This is a genomic window from Paramesorhizobium salinisoli, from assembly GCF_003335045.1.
GTDB classification, from domain to species: domain Bacteria; phylum Pseudomonadota; class Alphaproteobacteria; order Rhizobiales; family Rhizobiaceae; genus Paramesorhizobium; species Paramesorhizobium salinisoli.
This window is the reverse complement of record NZ_QOZG01000004.1, coordinates 492173-512603: the sequence shown is the minus strand read 5'-3', so window position 1 is coordinate 512603 and position 20431 is coordinate 492173. Positions and strand designations below refer to the sequence as shown.

Annotated in this window: 25 protein-coding genes; 10 read left to right on the top strand and 15 right to left on the bottom strand. The window is 58.3% G+C overall.

The annotated features are described in order from the left end of the window. The first annotated feature begins 136 nt into the window (after window positions 1–136). The 5 genes from DUT91_RS12200 (at window position 137) to DUT91_RS12180 (ending at window position 4577) form a co-directional block, all read left to right on the top strand. On the top strand, window positions 137–1018 hold the full coding sequence (locus DUT91_RS12200; RefSeq protein ID WP_114440648.1) for a glucosamine kinase nucleotide-binding domain-containing protein: 882 nt from the start codon (window positions 137–139) through the stop codon (window positions 1016–1018). After that, window positions 1011–1811 carry a GntR family transcriptional regulator gene (locus DUT91_RS12195; protein ID WP_114440647.1) on the top strand — a complete coding sequence of 267 codons (801 nt, stop codon included), beginning with the start codon at window positions 1011–1013 and terminating at the stop codon, window positions 1809–1811. Before DUT91_RS12200 ends, DUT91_RS12195 begins: the two co-directional genes overlap by 8 nt. Next, complete coding sequence (locus tag DUT91_RS12190) at window positions 1808–2839, top strand: SIS domain-containing protein (RefSeq protein ID WP_425373784.1); 1032 nt, start codon at window positions 1808–1810, stop codon at window positions 2837–2839. The genes DUT91_RS12195 and DUT91_RS12190 overlap by 4 nt, the downstream gene beginning before the upstream one ends. Further along, on the top strand, window positions 2836–4005 hold the full coding sequence (gene nagA, locus DUT91_RS12185) for an N-acetylglucosamine-6-phosphate deacetylase (protein WP_114440645.1): 1170 nt from the start codon (window positions 2836–2838) through the stop codon (window positions 4003–4005). The genes DUT91_RS12190 and nagA overlap by 4 nt, the downstream gene beginning before the upstream one ends. A gap of 137 nt (window positions 4006–4142) precedes the next feature. Next, entirely contained in the window at window positions 4143–4577 is a 435-nt protein-coding gene (locus DUT91_RS12180) for an RrF2 family transcriptional regulator (protein WP_114440644.1), read from the top strand. Window positions 4578–4645: 68 nt separating this feature from the next. On the opposite strand, the gene znuA is transcribed toward DUT91_RS12180, so the two are convergent. Next, window positions 4646–5707, bottom strand: coding sequence for a zinc ABC transporter substrate-binding protein ZnuA (gene znuA, locus DUT91_RS12175; RefSeq protein WP_114440643.1), 1062 nt, complete (start codon window positions 5705–5707; stop codon window positions 4646–4648). A gap of 117 nt (window positions 5708–5824) precedes the next feature. Here znuA and DUT91_RS12170 point away from each other — a divergent pair, with 117 nt between their 5' ends. The 5 genes from DUT91_RS12170 to DUT91_RS12150 all read left to right on the top strand — a co-directional run bounded on the left by DUT91_RS12170 (window position 5825) and on the right by DUT91_RS12150 (window position 9136). Continuing rightward, a complete protein-coding gene (locus DUT91_RS12170; RefSeq protein WP_114440642.1) occupies window positions 5825–6688 on the top strand; it encodes an ATP-binding cassette domain-containing protein in 864 nt (287 codons plus the stop codon). Beyond that, window positions 6681–7493 carry an iron chelate uptake ABC transporter family permease subunit gene (locus DUT91_RS12165; protein ID WP_114440641.1) on the top strand — a complete coding sequence of 271 codons (813 nt, stop codon included), beginning with the start codon at window positions 6681–6683 and terminating at the stop codon, window positions 7491–7493. Before DUT91_RS12170 ends, DUT91_RS12165 begins: the two co-directional genes overlap by 8 nt. Before the next feature lie 4 nt (window positions 7494–7497). Next, window positions 7498–7896: a Fur family transcriptional regulator gene (locus DUT91_RS12160; RefSeq protein ID WP_114440640.1), complete on the top strand. Its 399-nt coding sequence runs from the start codon at window positions 7498–7500 to the stop codon at window positions 7894–7896. 249 nt (window positions 7897–8145) lie between these two features. Next, on the top strand, window positions 8146–8748 hold the full coding sequence (locus tag DUT91_RS12155; RefSeq protein WP_160113641.1) for an acyl-homoserine-lactone synthase: 603 nt from the start codon (window positions 8146–8148) through the stop codon (window positions 8746–8748). 52 nt (window positions 8749–8800) lie between these two features. Then, entirely contained in the window at window positions 8801–9136 is a 336-nt protein-coding gene (locus DUT91_RS12150; RefSeq protein WP_114440638.1) for a PilZ domain-containing protein, read from the top strand. 13 nt (window positions 9137–9149) lie between these two features. Here DUT91_RS12150 and DUT91_RS12145 read toward each other — a convergent pair whose 3' ends face one another. The 14 genes from DUT91_RS12145 to ftcR all read right to left on the bottom strand — a co-directional run bounded on the left by DUT91_RS12145 (window position 9150) and on the right by ftcR (window position 20261). Next, the gene (locus DUT91_RS12145) at window positions 9150–9626 is read right to left on the bottom strand and encodes a hypothetical protein (RefSeq protein ID WP_114440637.1); all 477 of its coding nucleotides are present in this window, start codon (window positions 9624–9626) and stop codon (window positions 9150–9152) included. Next, entirely contained in the window at window positions 9623–10042 is a 420-nt protein-coding gene (locus DUT91_RS12140; protein ID WP_342634453.1) for a flagellar protein FlgN, read from the bottom strand. The genes DUT91_RS12145 and DUT91_RS12140 overlap by 4 nt, the downstream gene beginning before the upstream one ends. Before the next feature lie 33 nt (window positions 10043–10075). Beyond that, window positions 10076–10663 (bottom strand): rod-binding protein, encoded by a 588-nt coding sequence (locus DUT91_RS12135; protein ID WP_114440635.1) that lies wholly within the window; start codon window positions 10661–10663, stop codon window positions 10076–10078. A gap of 50 nt (window positions 10664–10713) precedes the next feature. Continuing rightward, window positions 10714–11118 (bottom strand): hypothetical protein, encoded by a 405-nt coding sequence (locus DUT91_RS12130; protein ID WP_114440634.1) that lies wholly within the window; start codon window positions 11116–11118, stop codon window positions 10714–10716. 8 nt (window positions 11119–11126) lie between these two features. Next, window positions 11127–11897: a flagellar biosynthetic protein FliR gene (gene fliR, locus DUT91_RS12125; protein WP_114440633.1), complete on the bottom strand. Its 771-nt coding sequence runs from the start codon at window positions 11895–11897 to the stop codon at window positions 11127–11129. An 11-nt stretch (window positions 11898–11908) separates the two neighbouring features. Continuing rightward, the gene (flhA, locus tag DUT91_RS12120) at window positions 11909–13999 is read right to left on the bottom strand and encodes a flagellar biosynthesis protein FlhA (protein WP_114440632.1); all 2091 of its coding nucleotides are present in this window, start codon (window positions 13997–13999) and stop codon (window positions 11909–11911) included. Window positions 14000–14074: 75 nt separating this feature from the next. Beyond that, a complete protein-coding gene (gene fliQ, locus DUT91_RS12115; RefSeq protein WP_114440631.1) occupies window positions 14075–14341 on the bottom strand; it encodes a flagellar biosynthesis protein FliQ in 267 nt (88 codons plus the stop codon). A gap of 21 nt (window positions 14342–14362) precedes the next feature. After that, window positions 14363–14770, bottom strand: coding sequence for a flagellar hook assembly protein FlgD (flgD, locus tag DUT91_RS12110; protein ID WP_114440630.1), 408 nt, complete (start codon window positions 14768–14770; stop codon window positions 14363–14365). Continuing rightward, the gene (gene flbT, locus DUT91_RS12105; protein ID WP_114440629.1) at window positions 14767–15261 is read right to left on the bottom strand and encodes a flagellar biosynthesis repressor FlbT; all 495 of its coding nucleotides are present in this window, start codon (window positions 15259–15261) and stop codon (window positions 14767–14769) included. Before flbT ends, flgD begins: the two co-directional genes overlap by 4 nt. Before the next feature lie 2 nt (window positions 15262–15263). Beyond that, window positions 15264–15608, bottom strand: a complete 345-nt coding sequence (flaF, locus tag DUT91_RS12100; RefSeq protein ID WP_114440628.1) for a flagellar biosynthesis regulator FlaF — start codon at window positions 15606–15608, stop codon at window positions 15264–15266. A 96-nt stretch (window positions 15609–15704) separates the two neighbouring features. Continuing rightward, window positions 15705–16754, bottom strand: coding sequence for a flagellar hook-associated family protein (locus DUT91_RS12095; RefSeq protein ID WP_114440627.1), 1050 nt, complete (start codon window positions 16752–16754; stop codon window positions 15705–15707). 2 nt (window positions 16755–16756) lie between these two features. After that, window positions 16757–18169: a flagellar hook-associated protein FlgK gene (gene flgK / locus DUT91_RS12090; protein WP_114440626.1), complete on the bottom strand. Its 1413-nt coding sequence runs from the start codon at window positions 18167–18169 to the stop codon at window positions 16757–16759. A gap of 31 nt (window positions 18170–18200) precedes the next feature. Continuing rightward, window positions 18201–19451: a flagellar hook protein FlgE gene (locus DUT91_RS12085; RefSeq protein ID WP_114440625.1), complete on the bottom strand. Its 1251-nt coding sequence runs from the start codon at window positions 19449–19451 to the stop codon at window positions 18201–18203. 138 nt (window positions 19452–19589) lie between these two features. Further along, window positions 19590–20261 (bottom strand): flagellar transcriptional regulator FtcR, encoded by a 672-nt coding sequence (gene ftcR / locus DUT91_RS12080; protein WP_114440624.1) that lies wholly within the window; start codon window positions 20259–20261, stop codon window positions 19590–19592. Window positions 20262–20431: the final 170 nt, after the last annotated feature.

Here is a 20431-nt window from a genome sequence, read left to right as displayed (position 1 = left end):
TTTCTTGCGATCAAAATGGCCAATTTTTAAAATAGCATTATTATTCAATGATTTATGAAATTACAGTCTCGGGAGAGATTTAGGCTCTTGGCTATTGGTACTTTATTGGTATTATAACCTGTAGGAGGCACAGCGCGTGGAACTTCTTCTCGGAATAGATGGTGGCGGCACGGGATGCCGCGCGGCGCTTGCCGACAAGGCGGGGCGGGTCATTGGCCGCGGCAAAAGCGGTTCGGCCAATATCATGACGGACATCGAGGGCGCGCGGGTCAACATCCTGGCGGCGACACGGCAGGCCCTGCAGGACGCCGGCCTTGATGCAACGGCCGAAACCTCGATTTCCGCGGTCCTCGGCCTCGCCGGAGCCAATGTCGGCGACAACGCGCCACGCCTCGAGAAACTTCTCCCCTTTGCGCGAGCCAGGGTGAAATCCGATGCAATCATCGCGCTTTACGGTGCGATCGGCGATGCCGATGGAACCGTCGTCATCCTCGGCACCGGTTCGGTGTTCGTCACCCGCAAGGCAGGTCATATACGTACAATCGGCGGTTGGGGCTTCAAGGTCAGCGATCTCGGCAGCGGCGCACGCCTCGGTCGCGACCTGCTCGAAGAGGCGCTGCTGGCGCATGACGGCGTCCATTCTTCCTCGCCGCTGGCCGAAAAGACCATGGCCATGTTCGATAACGATCCCCACCGGATCGTCACCTTCGCGCGGAGCGCCGGACCGAATGATTTCGGCACTTACGCTCCGCTGGTTTTTGAATATGCCGAGAATGGCGACAGGCTCGCTCTGCTCCTCATCGAGCGGGCCGTGAAAACCATCGAGGAAGCGCTTGATGCGGTCATGCCGCCCGAAAAGGGCAGGCTCTGTCTCATTGGCGGCCTTGGCCCGCTCTATGCCTCCCGGCTCTCGCCGAAGCATCGTGCCCGGCTGCACGCGCCCCTGGGCGACGCGCTGGGCGGCGCCGTCAAGCTCGCGGTCGAACTCTTCGCGCATGCGGAGGCGGACCATGGCTGATTCCATGCAGGCCATATTTGCCGACATCACCGGGCAATCGCCCAATGGCGGGCCGCTCTATGTCAAGCTCAAGCGGACCATCGAAAGCGCCGTTGACCGCGGGATGATCAAGGCTGGAGACGCATTACCGCCGGAGCGCGAGATCGCCAGCATGGCTGACGTGTCGCGGGTGACGGTGCGCAAGGCCGTTCAGGAACTGGTCAGGGAAGGGCTGCTCATCCAGCGCCATGGTTCGGGCACCTTCGTCGCCTCGCGGGTAAAGCCCGTGGAGCAATATCTGACGCAGCTCACTTCCTTTACCGAGGATATGGCGCGGCGCGGCATGATCGTCCGCTCGGTATGGCTCGACCGGGGCATTTATGCTCCCTCGCCCGAGGAGATGGTGTCGCTGGGCCTTACATCGGGTGAAAATGTCGCCCGCATCAGCCGCCTGCGCGTTGCCAACGAGACGCCGATGGCAATCGAGCGGGCCGCCCTTGCGGCAAGCGTGCTGTCGCGCCCCGAAGACGTGACGACATCGCTTTATGCGGTTCTGGCGGCGAACGGAAATCGCCCGGTGCGGGCCATCCAGCGCATTTCCGCCGCCATTTTGAAAGAGAATGATGCGCGCATTCTCGATGTGCAGCCGGGTTCGGCCAGCCTCAACATCGAGCGCATCTCCTATCTGGAATCCGGCAAGGTGATCGAGTTCACCCGCTCGATCTACCGGGCCGACGCCTATGAATTCATCGCCGAACTGCGCCTCAGCGGGCCATCGGGACAGTCGGCGGAAGCAGCGGGAGCCGTTCTTTGACCACACAACCCAGTCTCATGCATGCGGAGATCGCCTCCATTCCGGATGTGGTGGCGCGTCTTCTCGACGAATCGGGAGACATCCTGCGCATGGCGGGCAGCCTGATGCGCGAAAAGAACCCGGCCTTCCTCGCCTCGATCGCGCGCGGCTCGTCCGACCATGTGTCGACCTATCTCAAATATACGACCGAACTGACTGCCGGCGTTCCCTTCGCCTCGCTCGGCCCCTCCATCGCGTCGATCTACGGTGTCCAGTTGAAGCTTGCCGACGCCGCCTGCATCGCGATTTCGCAATCGGGGAAAAGCCCCGATATCGTGACGATGGCCGAAATGGCCCGCAAAAGCGGCGCCCTGACCTATGCCATCAGCAATTCGCCGGATTCGCCCCTGGCGCAGACCTGTGATTTCGCGATCGATATCCTCGCCGGCGCCGAGAAAAGTGTTGCGGCGACAAAGACCTTCGTCGCCTCGGCAGTGGCGGGCCTCGGCCTTATCGCCAACTGGACAAACGATACCGAGCTTCTCTCCGCCCTCGATCAATTGCCGCGATGCCTCGCCGATGCGCTGGCCTGCGACTGGTCGCCTCTTGCGCAGGCGCTGGAAGGTCATGATTCGCTCTTCGTCATCGGACGCGGTCCCTCTTCCGCTATCGCCAGCGAAGTAGCCCTGAAATTCAAGGAAACCAGCGCCATTCACGCTGAGGCCTATAGCGCCGCCGAGGTCCTGCACGGTCCCGTCGCCATCGTCGGCGAGGCCTTCCCCGTACTGGCGCTGACCGCGCGCGACCAGGCGGAAAAGTCGATCATCGAGACCTGCGACCGCATTGCCGGCCAAGGCGCATCCGTTTTCGTGACATCGACCAGCAAAACCACCGCGACAGCCCTGCCCTTCATTGCCACGCCGCATCGCTTGACCGATCCCCTAGCGCTTCTGGTCTCCTTCTACGGCTTCGTCGAAGCGCTATCGCGCCATCGCGGCCTCAATCCCGACCAGCCGCCCCATCTGCGCAAAGTGACCGAAACCATATGAGCCAACGATTCGCCCTGACCGCGCCGCGCATTTTCGACGGCGAACAATGGCTGCACGACAGCGCGCTGGTTCTGCGCGACGGGCTGATCGAAACCGTCACCGCGAGCGGTGCCATCCCTTCCGGGATACCCGTGGTATCCATCCATGAGGGCATGATCGTCCCCGGTTTCGTAGACCTTCAAGTCAATGGCGGCGGCGGCGGCGTGCTCAATGAACATCCCGACATCGATGGTATCCGCACGATCTGCGCCGCCCATGCCAGGTTTGGCACGACTGGATTGCTGCCGACGCTGATTACCGACACGCGCGAAATAACGGCGGCCGCCATTTCAGGCGGATTGGAAGCGGAGCGTAGGAAGGTACCGGGCTTCCTCGGCCTGCACCTCGAAGGACCGCATCTGTCGGTAGAAAGAAAGGGTGCGCATGATCCTGCCCTCATCCGCCCGATGGATGACAGCGATCTGGTACGGCTGATCGAGGCGCGAAAGCATCTTTCGGTTCTGCTCCTGACCGCCGCTCCGGAGAACATCACCAACGAACAGATCAAGATGCTCGTACAGGCCGGCATTGTCGTCAGCCTCGGCCATTCCGACAGTTCCTATGCCATCGCGTCGCAGGCGGCAGCATCGGGCGCCTCGATGGTGACGCATCTCTTCAACGCGATGAGCCCGCTTAGTCATCGTGAACCTGGCATGGTAGGTGCTGCCCTCGATATCGGCAGCCTCAATGCCGGCCTGATCGCCGATGGCCTCCATGTCGATCCCGCTTCCATCCGGATAGCGCTCAGGGCAAAGACTGGGCCAGGCCACATCTTTCTCGTCACCGATGCCATGTCCACCATCGGCACCGACATGACGAGCTTCACGCTCAACGGACGCACGGTCTACCGCGCCGATGGCCGGCTGACTCTCGCGGACGGAACCCTTGCCGGCGCCGACCTCGACATGATTTCCGCTGTGCGTTTCATGCACCGGGCGATCGGCCTGCCGCTTGACGAAGCCTTGCGCATGGCATCGCTCTATCCCGCGGAAAGCATCGGGTTGGGCGACAGGCTCGGCGCATTGCGCAAGGGAATGGTGGCCAGTTTCCTGCATCTTGACGACGCGTTGGACGTCAAGAGAACCGTTATCGACGGGCAGGTCGTTTTCGGAAGCCCCTTGGAATAGATTGCCTCGCAAAGCTCTGGCACCGGGAAGGAAAAAGCTTGCGGCGCAACAGCCGAATTCTTAATTCTGATTGGAAATAGAGATCGTCATTCCGGCGCCGTCAGTAAGAAAGATCGCATTTTGTTCCAGGAACGCCCATGCTGACCAAGAAGGGGAAATACGGTCTGAAGGCTATGGTGCATCTGGCCGAGATTGAAAAAGGCGAGCTTGCTTCGGTCAATGAGATTGCGACCGCCCACCAAATTCCGCGTAAATTTCTCGATAACATTTTGACCGAATTGCGCAATGCGGGCTTTGTTCAGAGCCGCAAGGGAAAAGGCGGCGGCTTCTGTCTGGCCAGGCCCGCCAGTGATATCCGCATCGGCAATATCATCCGTATCCTCGACGGACCGCTGGCGCCGATTTCCTGCGCCAGCAAGACGCGCTACCGACCCTGCGACGATTGCAACGAAGAGAATTGCCAGGTCCGCCTGATGATGCTGGACGTGCGCGAGGCGATTGCCACGGTTCTCGACAATAGAACGCTCGCCCAAACCGGCAGGCCCGTTATCGACGATCTCTTAAAGGCGTAGGTCATTGTCCCTTGACCCTCCGCCGGCGCGATATGGCAGACATTCGCCCGCCATATCGCAAAGAATGCTCAGCTCGCTTCCGAGAGGCAGGTCTTCAGGGAATCCGCCAGATTGCGGATGAGCTGGGGGTAGAGATCGGGGCCATCCTTCAGCGATGCCCCGAGCGGATCGAGTACACCGGATTTCGCCGCGGTGCCTTCGGTGACGGTCTTGACCAGGCGCGGCTCGAACTGCGGCTCCGCAAAGACGCATGTCGCGCCCAACTGCTTCACCTTTTCATGAATTTCCGAAACCCGCTGAGCGCCGGGCACATTTTCCGGGCTGACGGTGATCGAGCCCACCGTATTCACGCCGAACCGCTTTTCGAAATATTGATAGGCGTCATGAAAGACGATGAATGGCTTGTCCTTGACCGGGGCAAGCTCGGCCGTGACCTCCTTCGTCAGTTCATCGAGCTTGGCCGAATAGGCCTTGGCATTGCTCTTGTAGAGTACGGCATGGGCAGGATCCGCCTCGGCCAGCGTCTTGGCGATATCCCCTACAAGAACTTTGGCGTTTTCCGGATCGAGCCAGACATGCAAATCGTACTCGCCATGCGCATGGTCGTGATGCTCATCACCTTCGTCGTGCGCCGCGTCCTTGCCATGATCGTGCTCGCCTTCCGCGTGGTCATGCCCATCATGTGCCTTCTCTTCGTGCGCGTTGTCTCCGTGCGCGTGGTCATGACCCTCCTCCGCTTCATCATCGCCATGCTTGTGCGCTTCGAATGGCCCGCCTTCGCGGAACTTGAGCTTGGTCAAGCCGGAAGCATCTCCCAGCGCCACGACCTTGGCGCCGGCTGCAAGCGTCTCGAAGGGCTTCTGGAGGAAAGTCTCCATTCCGGGACCGACCCAGAAAACCACCTTGGCATGTTCGATAGCCTCCGCATCGGACGGCCTGAGGCTGTAGACATGCTCCGATCCCGTCCCTCGCACGATAAGCGCCGGCTCGCCGACCCCTTCCATCACGGCGGCGACCAGCGAATGAATCGGCTTGATCGAGGCGACAACGCCTTCCCTGTCGGCGGCGAAAGCAGAGCCCGCGCCGGCAAGAACAGCAGATGCAAGCAGAAGGGAGCGGAGAATTTTCATGGTATTCCTCGTTGAATTCAGAGCAACGGCAACCGATATGTTATCTTATTACATACGTTGCGTAACGCTATAACGTCTGCCATAAGGCATGGCAAGTACTCACTGGAAAATAACGATATGCCGACCGGCCATATAGGCCCCGCGCCTCTCCCAGAACCTCTTATCGACATGAGGAATGCCGGTGTTTTTCGCAGCGGCAGATGGCTTGTCCGTGATATCGACCTGCAATTGAGGCGCGGCGAAATTGTCACCCTGATCGGGCCGAATGGCTCGGGCAAGAGCACGACGGCCAAGATGGCGATCAAGGTGCTCAAGCCTGATGAAGGACAGGTGATCCATGCCCCCGGACTGCGCATCGGCTATGTACCGCAGAAGCTGGCGATCGACTGGACGCTTCCGCTGTCCGTCGAACGTCTCATCACGCTGACATCCCCGCAGAAGAAGCAGGACATAGAGCACGCGCTCGAAGCCGTCGGCATTCCCCATCTTGCGAAGGCGGAGATGCGCCATCTCTCGGGCGGAGAGTTTCAGCGCGCGCTGCTTGCGAGGGCCATGGTGCGCAAGCCGGATATCCTCGTTCTCGACGAACCCGTGCAGGGCGTGGATTTCATCGGGGAAGCGGCGCTCTACGAACTGATCGAGAAACTGCGCGATACCTCGCATTGCGGCGTGCTCCTGATCTCGCACGACCTGCATCTGGTGATGGCCGCGACAGACCGCGTCATCTGCCTCAACGGCCATATATGCTGCAGCGGCACGCCGAAAGACGTAGCCGCGAGCAAGGAATACGCAAAGCTCTTCGGCCCTCGCGCGAGCGGGCCACTTGCGATCTACGAGCATCATCACGATCATACTCATCTCCCCGACGGGCGTGTTCGCCATGCGGATGGTTCCGTCACCGATCACTGCCATGAGCATGACGGCCATCATCACGACCACACGCCGACCCTGAAGGCGGGAGGAAAGAGCACCCATGCTTGACGATTTCTTCACCCGCGCACTGATCGCCGGCGTCGGCCTCGCGCTCACCACCGGTCCGCTCGGCTGCTTCATCGTCTGGCGGCGCATGGCTTATTTTGGCGACACCATGGCCCATTCCGCCCTTCTCGGCGTCGCGCTGGCCTTCTTTTTCGAGATCAACGTCATGATCGGCGTCTTCACCGTCGCGGTGTTGATTTCCGGGCTCCTCCTGCTCCTGCAGCGCCGCGATTCGCTCTCCACCGATTCGCTTCTCGGCATTCTCTCCCATTCCACCCTTGCCCTGGGGCTGGTCATGGTCGCATTCATGACCTGGATACGCGTCGATCTCCTGGGTTTTCTGTTCGGCGACATTCTCGCCGTTTCAAAAACCGATATTGCCTTCATCTATGGCGGCGGCCTGGCTGTACTGCTGGTCATGATGTGGCTTTGGCGCCCGCTTCTTGCCGCGACCGTCAACGAAGACGTCGCCAAGGCGGAAGGGCTTCACCCGGATTTCTCGCGCATCGTCTTCATGCTGCTCATGGCCGTCGTCATTGCCATCGCCATGAAGATCGTCGGCATCCTGCTGATCACGGCGCTGCTGATCATTCCGGCGGCGACCGCCAGGCGCCTCTCCACAACACCGGAACAGATGGCCGTCTTCGCTTCCCTTCTTGGCGCGGTCGCGGTTGTGGCCGGCCTTTTCGGTTCGCTGCGCTTCGACACGCCGTCCGGTCCATCCATCGTCGTTGCGGCTTTAGGGGTTTTCATTTTGAGCCTCTTGCCGTTACATATCCTTCTGCCATCAACCGCGCGCGGACGCTAAGCCAATGACTGCCCATCACGAGCTCACCCGCAACCAGGCCCTGGTGTTCAATGCTCTTGCGAAAGCCGAGAGCCCTTTGAGCGCCTATACTATTCTTGATCGGCTGCGCGACGACGGCTTCCGCGCACCGCTCCAGGTTTATCGAGCGCTCGACAAGCTTCTCGATTATGGCATGATCCACCGGCTTGAGAGCCTCAACGCTTTCGTTGCCTGCGCCCACCCTCATTGCGCCGATCACGGGCTGATCGCATTCGCCATTTGCGAAAAATGCGGACAGGTATCGGAATTCTCGGACCCGATCATCGAGGGGCAGGTCAATGAGTGGACTTCCCGGAGCGGCTTCCGGTCGTCCAAGACGACCGTTGAAATCCGTGGAACCTGCGCTACCTGCCTCAACGGATAATATAACTCCGAATAGCAATATATAGAGAAATTACAACCTACGCGAGAATATCACTGCAATTACGCCACAAAAGGCTGTAACTTCAATACAATTTAACTTTCACTATAAATATTAACTTAAGTCTCTTTTCATTTTTGCCCTGCAAATATCCGTCCGTGGCGGACGGACCGGTGCTTTGCCGGAATTTTCGATAGGCGGGCTCGTCAATTTCGCCTCACCCATCTTGCTATGGCGAAAGAGGAGCGATCAATGCTGCACTATGTCCACCCCCATCAAAGACCGCAATACCGTTCATTGCTTGACGACTATTTCCGTCTGCGCAAGACGATCTTTCACGACAAGCTCGGCTGGAGCGTGAATGTGACAGGCGATATGGAAAAAGACATCTACGATACGATGGACTGTCTTTATATTCTGTCGACCTCGGCGGACGGTGAGTTGCTCGGCGGGCTTCGCCAGATGGTCACGACAGGCCCGACCCTCACCTGGGAAGTCTTTTCCGATCTTGTCCCGGATCGCACGAGCATTATGTCGCCACGCGTGTGGGAGACGACGCGTTTCTGCATCTCCCCCTCAGCCTCGCATTTGAAGTTCAACAGCGGCCTCAATCGCGTGTCCATCGAACTCTCGCTTGGCGCCCTCGAATATGGCATCGAACAAGGCGTCACTCGCCATATCGCCGTATGCGAGCGCACGGTGTTCGAATTGTCCCGCTCGCTGCGGATGCCCTCCGAAATTCTCGGTTCGCGGATCGAACCTAACGGTTCCGAAATCCTTTGCGTGGCATGGGAAGTCAGCGAAGAATCCGCGGCGAGGCTGAAATGGGTAGGATCGATGGCGCAGGTGGCATAACGCACGATTCCGGCGGGGTAGCCGCCGGTTCCGGCTCTGCGGGACGTGCTGGATGAGCAATCGTTCCTCTGCACCGGAGAAGCGCAGTTCCGAGCGCCGTCGCACGCGGCTGCGCTCTGGAAAAATCGTCAATATGAATGGTCGTTTCCTGATAGAATGCCAGTTGCATGACATCGCTGGAGGCGGCGCGAAAATCCGTGTCGCCGATGCGCGTGACGTTCCTGATCGGTTCTGGCTGTTCGATGACCGCTATGGTCAGGCGCTCATTGCCGAGATTGTCTGGCGCGATGGTGTGGAGTTGGGCGTCAGATTTTGCAATGACCCCACAATTCAACCGCTGGACGATGCCCGTCTTTCAAAGCTGGCCGGCAAATATTATTCCCTGTAATTGATCCAGAGAGCTATTCCCCACCGGCCTTCATGTTCATCTCGCGAATTTCGGCCGCCGAAATATAGTTGAACTGCTCGACCAGGAGATCCTGCACGACCGGTTCCGGGAACTTCTGGTTGATCCCATCGATCACCGATTTCCGAACCGTCTCGAAATTCACCTTTTCGACCTGCTTCGTATCCGAATAGCTCCCGTAAAACTGGCGAAATATCTCGTCATGGATGAAATATTCCAGCGGAACCGCCAGTCGCGACTTCGTTTTCGAATCAATCGTGTAGACCAGTTGTGCGACGACATAGCCGGCCACCGAACCGCCTGTCATGACCGGTACGCTGAAGACATCCGTTTTGACGTAATCCATGCCACCGAGATAGCTCGCCTGCTGACCGTTCCCTTCCGACGCGGGCTGGTGGCCGCGCACTGCGATGAACAGTGATCCCAGCGCAACAGCGCAGATCCACAATCCGATCAGGACAATGCGGATCATAGGGCGTGGCCGCTCCGCGCATGCTGCATGCTATAGGTGCCGTCAGCCTCCTGCGTTTCCAGCGCAGTGCGGATGATATCGGAGAGTTCGCCCACAGCGCGCAGATGCAGTTGCAGCGCCTCGCAATTGCGCTCAAGCTTCTGCTTCAGCCGGTCGAGCAGCGGCTGAAGTGTTCTGAGCGCCGGTGCATCGGCAAGCGTCGCTGCCTTGTTCATCGCACGGGTGAAATCATAGAGCCCCCTGCTCTTGCGCGCATTGATCTCGGCGAGATCCGGATTGGCGCCATCGAGAAGAAGCTGCGTCTCCGTGTCCACGACATTCTCCAGGCGTTCGATCGCGAGGACTACCGGCTTCAGGGCCGCTTGCTTCTCGCCCTGGGCTTTGGCTGGTGCGTCGGCTTCCGGTGCGAAAGGCATGATTTCAGAAAAGTTGGATGTCATCGAAATTCCTCAAGATCTATGTGGGTTCTCACCCGCATCCGCATCGGTATTGTTCAATTGTTGTTTGATGAGCTGGCGTTCGGCCTGGTGCAGGATATCCGTGGATAACGATCCAGTCTCGCCCGCCGCGGCCTCCTGCGATTTTACATTCATCAAGGAGGCCGTAACCGGCATATTGGCGTCGGCCAACCGTTTGCTCTGCGCTTCCAGCATGCGGGCAATGCCGATCCCGCCCCCGTCAGCCATTTTCTGGGCTATCGCCTCCGCCATCATCGATTTCCAGTACTCGCCTGATATCCCCTGTCCGAAAACCGCATTCGTATCGTCGGTAAACATCGACTGCACGAATGACTGCAGCATGAAGGCCTCGAACTTCGTATAGGCGGGATTATGCTCCGCACTCGTGGAAACCGTTTTGCCCGAAGGAGCGGCCCCAACCGAAAAGGCTTCCTGCGCGAACGATGGGCCGCCGGATGCTCCTGACGACACTCGTGATGACGCAAGCGTGCGCAACCGCTCGACGGAAGCCCTGAATTTTTCAGGATCGGCCGCAGTCGCAACGTCCAGCACGATATCTGACGGCGGATTTATCGCCATGTCGGTGGATATCCTCTCTCCATTTTCCAGATCACTCTACCCACCCAAACTTACGGCAAGCTTGAGCCGAAGCGTATTTTCCCGGCGATCAATTCCTCTACGAGATCGGCTTCGGCTTTTCTCTCCCGCTGGCGGCTGCCGTCCGACATCCGGACTTCCAACAGTTCCAGCCTGCGCGATACCTGAAGCAGGGCCTGCCGCTCTGCGGCCAGTTCCTTTTCCAATTGGGTCCCGCGGCGCATGTTGGCACTGAGCCGCGCCAGGATCGCTGCCGGATCGATAAATGCCCCGCCGCCCTCATAGCGACGATCCTGCATCGCCAGCAATTCACCATTCTCCGCCATGATCTCCGCCAGACCGGCGGCAAGATTGGCGATCGCCATCTCCCGCCGCGCCTTCATCAGCGACTGGACCGCAATGAGGCTCCCCAAGCTCTTGAGATCGTAACTGGCCATCCAAACTCCTAGAAACTGCGTAGATGAACGCCCGCTTCCGAAACGAAAAAGGTCAAGAGTTCGGGCAGCAGGAAATAGGTCAGCACCAGACCGCCAGCCAGGACGAACGGCAACGAAATGAAATAGACAGGGATCGTCGGCGTCAGCTTGTTGACGAGACCGATGGCGATGTTAACCAGGATAGCGAAGACGATGAACGGCGCGGCGATCCGCAACGTGCCGGTGAAGGCGCTGGAGAAGGCATCCGTGACATCCACCAAAGCTGCATCGGGCCGTAAACCGCTATCCACCGGGATGACGGAATAAGAGGACAGCAAGGCCCGGAACACTTCCTGATGCAAATCCGTGACAAAAAACAGGAAGAGCGCCGAGAGTGTAATGATACTGGCAATGATCGCCTGCGGTTCCGATTCCTCGATCGCCCCGCTAGGCGCACCGGAATAGCCGATCGTCATGGCGATGACGCCGGCCATGAACTGCAACGCCCAGAAATATATCTGCGCCAGGATGCCGATCAGTCCGCCGACAATGCTTTCCGTCACGATCAGCCGCAACATCGTCCACGACTGCACGTTCGCCAATGTAGGCTCCAACCGTGGCTGAAGCAGAGGAACGACCATCAGCGAACAGGCAAGCGCCAGAAAAAGCCGGACGGACATCGGAATGCGCGGGCTCGATACCCCTGGCATGACCATCAGACAGGCTCCTACCCTGGCGAAGACCAGAAAGGCGGTCAGCACCATTTCGTTGAGCGGCAGCGAAAGCGCGGTTAATGGCATGCGGCAGCGCTTTAGGAGATCGTACCGAGCGACTTTACCTCGACGCCGCGCGCGATTTCCACATGGGACAGCACGGAAAGCGTAGCAAAGAGCCGCTCGATGATCATGCGAATATAAGGCCGCGCCTCGGGCGAAGCCACCAGCACGAAGCGTTCGCCGCTGTCGAGATGTTTGCGGATCGCCGTGCTCGCTTCAGTGCCGAACTGCTCGAGCAGTCGCGGGTCGATATCGAACTCGATCACCTCGCCCTTGGTGTCCCGTTTGAGGCTCTGGTGGAAGACCAGATCCCAGCGATTGCCGAGGCGAAGTACGTTGAGCGTGCCGTTGTCCGAGAGATCGCCGCATATCTGCTGCGCCATGCGCATCCGCACATGTTCGACGATCAACTCGGAGCGCCGTATATGCGGCGCGATCTCGGCGATTGCTTCCAGGATGAGATGCAGGTTGCGGATCGAAACCCGTTCTGCAAGCAGGAGCTTCAACACCGCCTGGAGACCGGAATAGGAGAGATGACCGGGGCAGATATCGTCGAGAAGCTTGCGATATTCCGGCCCGAGCCTGTCGAGCAATATGCGCATGTCCTTGTAGGACAGGAGTTGCGCCAGATTGTTGCGGATGATTTCGCTCAGATGGGTCAAAAGGACGGAAAGATTATCAACTGTCATGTAGCCATCGCGCTTCAGCTCGGCAGCGAAGGTTTCTGGCACGGAATAAGCCTTCATGCCGAAGGCCGGTTCGCGCACCGTCTCGCCCGGCACATCAGGCGGCGACCTTTCGCCGAGCACGACCAGCGTCTCGCCGACCCGCAACTCATGGCTTGCGACGGCGGTGCCGTGGATCTTGATCCGGTAGGTCTTCGGTGCCAGCGCGATATCGTCCGTCACCTTGATCTCGGGAATGACGAAACCGTATTCGAGAGCGAACTTCTTGCGCATCTTGTTGACGCGATGGGCGAGTTCCTCCTGCTGGGCGAGGAGCCTCGTCGAAAGTTGCTTGCCGAGACAAAGCTCGATCTGCGCAGTCTCCAGCGAAGCCTTGACGGAATTGCGCTCTTCTTCCTCCGCATGGCGCAGCTTTTGCGCTGCGTCCGCCTGGTCCGCGTCACGCCGCTTGGCTCGACGGCGCGGTACGGCAACCCCGACGAAAGCCATTCCCGCGGCAAGAATGAAAAACGGGAAAGCCGGAAGACCGGGCAGGACGCCCAGCACGAAAAGCAGAAATGCCGCGATGAACAACGCCTTGGGATAGGCGCCGAGCTGGCCGAACACCGCCTGGTCGGTCGAGCCGCGCGTACCGCCTTTGGAAACAAGAAGACCAGCGGCAAGCGATACGATCAGCGCCGGTATCTGCGTCACCAGACCATCGCCGACTGAAAGCTTGGTGAAGACATCCGCGGCTTCCGAGACATCCATTCCATGGCGGGTGACGCCGATGATGATACCGCCGAAAATATTGACGGTCGTGATGATCAGACCCGCGATGGCGTCGCCGCGAACGAATTTCGATGCGCCGTCCATGGAACCGAAGAAGGAGCTCTCTTCCTCCAGTTCACGCCGGCGGTGCTGCGCCTGTTTTTCGTCGATCAGTCCTGATGAGAGATCCGCGTCGATCGCCATCTGCTTGCCGGGAATGGCATCGAGCGTGAAGCGCGCGCCGACCTCGGCAATACGGGATGCGCCCTTGGTGATGACAAGGAAATTGACGATGATGAGAATGGAGAAGACGACAAGCCCGATGACGAAATCACCGCCCATGACAAATTGCGAAAAGCCATGGATGACATGCCCTGCCGCCGTATAACCCTCATTGCCATGGGTGAGGATGACGCGCGTCGTGGCGATATTGAGCGACAGGCGCATCATCGTTGCGATCAGCAACACAGTCGGAAAGGCGGAGAAATCGAGCGGCCGCTGGATCCACAGAGAAACCATCAGGATCAGCACTGAAAAGGCGATCGAAAAGGCAAGGCCGATATCGAGGACCACCGCCGGGACCGGCAGGAACAGAACGGTCAGGATAATGACGATGCCAGCGGCAAACCCTATGTCGCTTCCGGTCAGGAAGCCCTTGTCGCCGAATGATTTTGTTGCGCTCTGCTGCACACTGTTCTCCCGAGATACTCAGGAAGAATAAGCGACGAAGCTTGCGCGAGGGATTTGCGCGCAAGCTCTTGCTTCTTAAAATCCTTTTTCGATACGCGAATAGGCGAGAAGCGTGAAAGCGTTGATCTGCGCTCCGACGAACGGCGCGGTGAAGGCCAGGACAACAAATATGACGATGATTTTGGGAACGAAGGTCAGCGTGATTTCCTGCACCTGCGTCAGCGCCTGGAAAAGCGCGATGCCGATGCCGGCGATCATGGCTGCAAGAACCGCGGGCCCGCTGGCGGCGAGCGTCGTCCAGATCGCCGAATTGATGATGTCGAGCGCATCGGCTTCGTTCATCGCCCGCCCCTTCCGGCTAACTTAACTTATGGAGACGCCCGGCGTGATTGCCAGTTCGCTGCCATCGGCAAGCTTCGCCACCAGGCCGTCCTGCAGGATGCGCACGGATTTGACCTCGCCGCTGATTTTCCCGTCGGCACTCGTAACGGTGCGGCCGATCAGGCCGTCGGCCTGCGAAAGCGCGGAATTGCCGAGAAGCTTCTCGAGCTTGCTGTTCATCTGAACCGCCTGCTCGACATTCGAAAATGTCGCCAGCTGCGATATATACTGCGTCGAATCCATCGGCTCCGTTGGATCCTGGTTCTTCATCTGCGCTACGAGCAGCTTGAGAAAGGACTGGTAGTCCGCCGATGCCGCATTGGCCGCTGAATTGTTGTTCGTCGTCGGCGTGTTGGTATTCGTGTTTGAAACGCTCGGTGTTGTCGTCATGCCATTGCCTCCACAGGCCGGGTCAGAATTCCAGGTTCACGTCCGATATCCCCCGTATCTCCAATACCCCCGGGTACCCCGATGTCTTTGCCGCCCATAATTCTTGCTTCGTCGGGATAGAGATTACGCAGGGTCTTTAGCGCTTCAAAGACACGATTTTGATGAACGAGCTCGTCGATGAGCTTCAATCCCTTCAGGATCTCGACATCCTCGAAAGTGCTCAGTGTTGCCTTTAGCATGGCCTGGAATGTCTCCCGGGCTTCCGAACCGATGGCCGGATTGATCAGCATGATCTGGGCGGCAAAATAGAGTTGGCGCAGCGGCGTGGTCGTTTGCTCCGGCTGAAGAACGTGACCCTCCAGAAGAAAGGTCGCGTCGTTCAACAGCTCGAGCGAAACCTTGCGGTCGGCGCGAAGAACAGCCCCGTTGATATAGATCTTCTCTCCCGCCCGTAGCGAAAGACGGATGGTATTTTTGGAAGCCGGTGCCATTTCTAAAGACTGTCCCTGATCGTGCGGGTGATATCGATGACGGAATCATAATCGTCGGATTCGCCCTGCCTTATCCGCTCCATTTCCTTGAGAATGAAAATGCCAATGGAAATGATCGCGGCTTTGAGTTCCTGAGGCAGTGCATTTTCAACACTGCCGAGATCTTCGATGAGAGTCGTCCACAATTGCATCGTGAAATAAGCGGCGTCGATACCTTCCCTGGATGATGCTCCGTGTTCGCGTGCAGTACAGAGCATTTCGATGCAACGATCGAAGAGCAGGCGTTCGCGTTCCTTGGCGCTTGCCGTGTCATCATTCATCACATCTTCATAGCGCGATTGATACATTTGATCTCCGGGGCATTCCAGCAAATAACTCTAATGCTTTACTTTAGGACTAGCGTGAATCGATACTTTAATTTGTTGAATCATTACCTGATTTTATCACTTCAAGTAGTTGAGAAGACTCATACCCATGAGCCTAGTGGTCATCGCATAGGAGGTCTCGATCTGCGACATCAGCGCACTGACACGCGTCGCTGCCTCATAGGGATCGACCGCTTCGAGATCGCGAACCGAGCTGTTGAGAATGTTGATCTGCGCCGCGATGCGCGTATTGGCGTTCGTCGTCCGGGCCTGGGCGATCCCGAGTGCGGATTGCGACTGCGAAACCGCTGTGATCGCTTCAGTCGTCGTACCGAGCGCCTTGTTGATCAATGCGGAAAACGCGCTGTCGTTAAGGCCGATATCGCCAAGCTCGGCTACCATGGTGAAGCTCATTGCCACTTTGCGGAAGCCTTCCGCATTGGCGCTCACCGAAGTCTCCGTGAGTTCAGTCGGCGCGATGCGGCTCTTGATGACTGTGCTCGACGCCGATGACCAGTTGCTGCTCCAGTTCGCTTCGCTGAATTCAGCCGCAAACGCCGTTCCGAGAAACGCTTCCATGTCCGACGCGGAAATGCCAGCCACTTGAGGCGCATCCGTCGCAAAACCGAAATGATTTTCGAAAGCCTCCTGAACAGCCGACCTGGCAGTGCTGCCATCCCCGAAATAATCACCAAGCGGCTTCACATCGGTGTTGACGCCGGCGAAAATGAACTCGCCGGCATAGCTGCTGTTGAGAAGGCCTGTCGTGGTCTGGAGCGCCGATTTCGCGCTCTGGACAATCGTGGTTTTTCCTTCCACCGTCGAGGTCGCGCCTGCCAGATTGGCCAGGAAGTTTTGAGCTTGGCCGATGACGCTGCCAATCGCCGTCTGCGATGTCCTCATCCGCTGGGATATCAAATTGTTCATCTCGGTGAGCGACGACAGCCGATCATATTCCTTGCGCAGCGAAATAGTCTGGCCGGACCGTGCGCCAAGCGCCAACCCCACATCGAAGACTGTACCGGTGGTTGCTTCCTGCTGCGCCTTCAACAATTCCGTCTGTGCCTTGGAGACAACTGAACGCAAGGCATTTGAGAGAGCGTAGGACGAAACTGACTGAGCCTTCATGATTATCTCACCGCATTGAGAAGATCGTCGAGCATCGAGCCGACGGTTGACAGAACCCGGCTTGACGCCTGAAAGGATTGTTCGAGTTGGAGGAGGAGAGCCATCTCCTCGTTGATATCGACGCCGGTGGCGTTGGAGAGCGCCTGCTCCGCACGCGATGAGACCGTGGAATTATAGCTCTCGCTATCCGCTGCGGCCTTGCGCTGGCTTTCAAGCCAACTTGTCGAAGCGCTGCTGTAATCGATGATGCTGAGGTTGGTTCCTCCGCCCACAGCGGAATCGAAGCTGCGCTTTTCCGCGACAAGTCCAATCAGTTGCTGCAAACGGCCCGAGAAGCCCGAAGCGTTATCCGGGTTGTAGATATCGCCATGTCCGTCACGCAGCAATTCCGAACTGCCACCTTCGGAACGGATATATTCCGAGGGGACATGAACCTTCCCCGCAATGCCAGGTTCCGAGAACGAACCGGAGGAACTAAAGAGCCCAGTCTGGCCGCCCTCCTCGGAGAAGATGTCGATGAGCCCTCGGGCTATCTCATCAAGCTGGTTTTGATATTGAGGGGCGATCTGATCGCGCAACTGCAGGAGACCGCTCAAGCGCCCCGTCCCGTAGGGTTGCTCGAAGGTGCTGTGCGAGAGCGGCACGCCATCCACATAGACATTGTTACCGCCGGTCCCGGCGGCAAAGGCCGTCGTCGGCTCGAAGCTCACCTTGCGCGCGGTTTTTTCGAACAGGGTCACACCGGTTTCGGCGAAAATAACCATGTCGTTGTCGGCGCGTGTCATGGTGGTGATGCCGATCTCACCTGACAACTGTTTGAGAAGCGAATCGCGCTGATCGAGAAAGTCCGATATGTCGTCGCCCGACCTTGTGCCGTTGACGATGCGGCTGTTCACCTCTTCGAACTTCGCCAGCAATTCATTGACGTTGTCGACAGAATTGGCGATGTCCGCATCGGCATCGGCGCGCAGCTTCTGGACTTGCGCCGTACCCTCGTTGAGCGCTTTTGCAAGCGCCACGGCCTTGTCGACAACGCTATCGCCGGCCGTCGTGCTCTGGCCGGGCTGGGTGGCGTAAATCTGCAACGCATCGCGCAGATCGCCTATGAGCGCCGCGGGCGAGCCGGAATAGTCATCCGCCGAATAGAGCGCAGACAAACGGCCGAGCCCGGTTGCGAGCGTGCTCGACGATGCGTTCAGGCTGTTGGCTTGGATATAGCGTGTCAGCAGCGCCTCGTCAGCCGAACGACCGACGTTCACATAGACCGAGCCATGGGCCCCCGAGACCAGGGAGCCCGTGCGCTTGACATAGTTTGGATCGCTTGAGCCCGCAATGTTCCGAGATGCCAGCGCCGTCTGCTTCGACGTAGCTTTGAGAGAACTCTGGGCCGTAAGCAATGCAGAACTTAGTGACATCCTCTATCCAATCCCGCCCATATTAGAAGGGCTATCTCTTCAGGTTGACCAGCACGTCCATCAAATCCGCGCCCGTCTGGAAGGCTTTGGAATTGGCGGTGTAGCTGCGCTGTGCCTCGATCATTTCAGTGAGCTCTTCGGCGATATCGGCATTGGATTCCTCGAGTGCGCCCGAAGAAATGCTGCCCATCCCGCCGCTTTTGGGAAAACCGAGCTGGACATCGCCGGAATCGGCGCTCGGCGCGAATACGTTGCCGCTCAGCACTTCCATCCTGTCCGGGCTCGCCACATTGCCGAGCGCGATGCGGTAGATCTCGCGCTGGGTTCCGTTCTCGTAGCGGGCCACGACGGAACCGTTCGGGTCGATATCGACGCTTTCGATGGCGCTCGGCGACCTGCCATCGATATTCGCCTCGTACACGGTGTAATCGCCGGCAAGCTGCTTGGTCGACGAAAGATCGAGGTCGAGCGTCTGCCCCCCCGGGATGGCGATCGCCACATTGCCGGCCGATGTCAGTTTGCCGGTCGTCGCGTCAAACGCCATCGTCGGGGTGGTGAGCGCAGCTGACGCGTAGGGAAAGCCGCCGTTTGCGGCCCGCCCCTTGGCGTCGTAAACCGCGACCTGCCAGGTATTGTCGGCTATTTTACTGAAATAGACGTCGAGAACGACAGGATTGCCGAGATTGTCGTAGGATACCAGTGAGGTCTTGGCGGTGAATTTTGAATCCACCAAATTGTCTCCGGCCCGGGGTGCGGGAACAACTTCAGCGTTAGCCGGAAGATTGACGGTAAACTTGCCTGTCCGGCTCGGATCGGCAACCAGATCCATCTGGTCTATGTTGATCTTCTCCAGCCCCTGGAAGCCGTTCGCAACGTTGTTCACCTTGCCGTCGACGACGGGATAACCCATCAGGTAGTAGCCAGACGTGTTGACGAGATTGCCAACGGAATCCTTCACGAACGATCCGGCGCGGGTCAGGTAGGGCGTGCCATCGGCATTGCTGACAACAAAAAAACCATTTCCGTCAATGGCAAGGTCGGTCGATGATGCCGTGGAGCGGATGCCGCCCTGGTCGGATATCCCGTAGCGCACTTCGGTTTTGACGCTTCCGGAATTGTACTGGCCATCCGAGCTCGGCAGTACGAGCGAGGAAAACTGCGTGCTGGCGCGCTTGTAGCCGACGGTGCTGGCATTGGCGATGTTTTCCGCGACGGCCGACAACCGGTTGACCTGGGCATTCATGCCGGAAACACCAGTGCGCATCATCCCATAAAGGCTCATTTACATCTCCTGATGTGAGGATTCCTGAATCGATGCTAGCTCACGACCCTTGCGTGAACCTGTTCTGAATCACTCACGATTTTCTGGAAGCAGGATGGATAAGTGAGGGCCGATCAATGCAGGGCCGGCCCCGTTCAGCTACTCGATATTGATGCAGTAGCCGAGGAAGCGCTTCGAATCGATGGGATCGAAGCCCAGCGCTTCCCTCAGTTTCTTGCGCAGCTTGCTGATATGACTTTCAACGACGTTTTCCTCGACTTCGCTATCGAAGATTCCGTAGATCGCGTTGAATATCTGCGTCTTGTTGAGCCTGCGGCCGCGATTAGCGATGAGATATTCGAGAATCCGCCGTTCGCGGCGCGGGAGCAGAAACTCCATCCCGTTGATCTGCGGATCGCGCCCATCCGAGAAAACCCGGATCGGCCCGACCTGAATTCCCGAAACATCTACGCCCGCACGGCGGCGGATGGCGTTGATACGCGCCAGGATCTCGCGGACGTGAACCGGCTTGCGGACCACATCGTCCACACCCGACTGGAACAATTCCAACGTGTGCTCAAGCGATTGCGTCTCATTGACGGCAATGACCGGAGCCGAGCAGCGTTCGCGTATCTTGATCGGGAGATGATTGCGATTGGAGCACTCACCAATCAGAAAGGCCTCGACAGCCAGAATATCGCTCTGCGCGACCGTATCAACCCAATCGCCGAAATCGGCCGGAGAGAACCCGGTCGTTGAAATCCCTTCCCGCCCAAACCAGGCAGAATACCCACTAGTGACTAGATTGCGTTCGTCCACAACCACAATCATCGGCCCGCCTCCGAATCAGTATGTTACCCCGTGGGAACAACAACTAACTGGCGCGATGACTCGACAACAATCCCAATTTATAGGGAGCAATTTAGTGGGGAAGAACCATTGATATCTACGGAGCAACAAATCAAACCAAATGCGATCGCCGCAGGAGCTTGGTCAGTACC